This window comes from Moorena sp. SIO3I6 (assembly GCF_010672095.1).
The window spans coordinates 1-1,064 of record NZ_JAAHHU010001699.1 but is presented as its reverse complement, the minus strand read 5'-3'; the positions used below and the strand labels follow the sequence as shown (position 1 = coordinate 1,064).

2 protein-coding genes are annotated in these 1,064 nt (G+C 48.3%); both read left to right on the top strand.

Annotated elements, in window-relative coordinates; all coding sequences use genetic code 11:
• The coding region (locus F6K49_RS52415) for an ATP-binding cassette domain-containing protein (RefSeq protein ID WP_293110996.1) at positions 1–437 on the top strand (437 nt) is incomplete at its 5' end.
• A 64-nt stretch (positions 438–501) separates the two neighbouring features.
• Positions 502–1,064, top strand: a 563-nt coding sequence (locus F6K49_RS52410; RefSeq protein WP_293110994.1) for a biotin/lipoyl-binding protein, incomplete at its 3' end; no start/stop codon positions are given.

The window sequence follows — 1,064 nt, the reverse complement described above, 5'->3', positions numbered from 1 at the left end:
AAAACATCAGTCTGGCTTATCCCTCAGCCACCTTAGAAGAAATTATGGCAGCAGCGAAACTGGCCGGTGCTGATGAATTTATCCAAAAATTGCCCATGGGCTATGAAACCGAGATTGGGGAGGGAGGAGGGATGTTGTCTGGGGGACAGCGACAGCGTTTAGCCATTGCTCGCGCCCTCTTGGGAAATCCCCACCTATTAATTTTCGATGAAGCCACCTCCCACCTGGATGCAGAATCCGAGCGGATTATTCAGACCAATCTCAATACTATTCTCAAAAACCGCACCACCCTAGTGATTGCTCACCGTCTTTCTACCGTACGGAAAGCTGACCTGATTTTAGTGCTCGATAGAGGGGTATTGATTGAAAGCGGTACTCACGAAGACTTAATGGCAAAGCGAGGACATTATTTCTATCTGAATCAGCAGCAGTTATAGGGGAGGGAATAGGGAACAGGGAACAGGGAACAGGGAATAGGGTGTGGGGTGTGGGGTGTAGGGTGTGGGAAAAAATTCGTTGATTACTCTTGCCTTTTGCCTCTTGCCTTTTGCCTTTTGCCTGCTCCCTGCTCCCTGCTCCCTGCTCCCTATTCCCTGCTCCCTACTCCCTGCTCCCTGCTCCCTGTTCCCATCAATCCTATGTTCACAACTCAAATACCAAAGCTATATGCCTGAAAATCATACATTGAACGGACATAGTCCGACTCAAACTATTCCAGACCAGCGTCCCTATCAGGAGTTACTCACCGAAGAAACCACTCCTCAAGCTAGGAATGAGCAAGCACTCCAGGGTCATGAATGGTCTTATGCTACTAAGGAACTGCTTGATACATTACCCCAGGTTTGGACAAGGGGATTACTGTATTTTTTGATGGTATTTATGGGTGTTGCCTTACCTTGGGCGATCTTCGCTCAGGTGGATGAGACGGGAAAAGCCAGAGGAAGATTGGAACCTACGGGGGAAACTATCAAACTTGATGCTCCAGTGGCAGGAACGGTAGCAGCAATTAAGGTCAAAGAAGGGGAATTGGTAACGGCTGGTCAAACCTTACTAGAACTGGAATC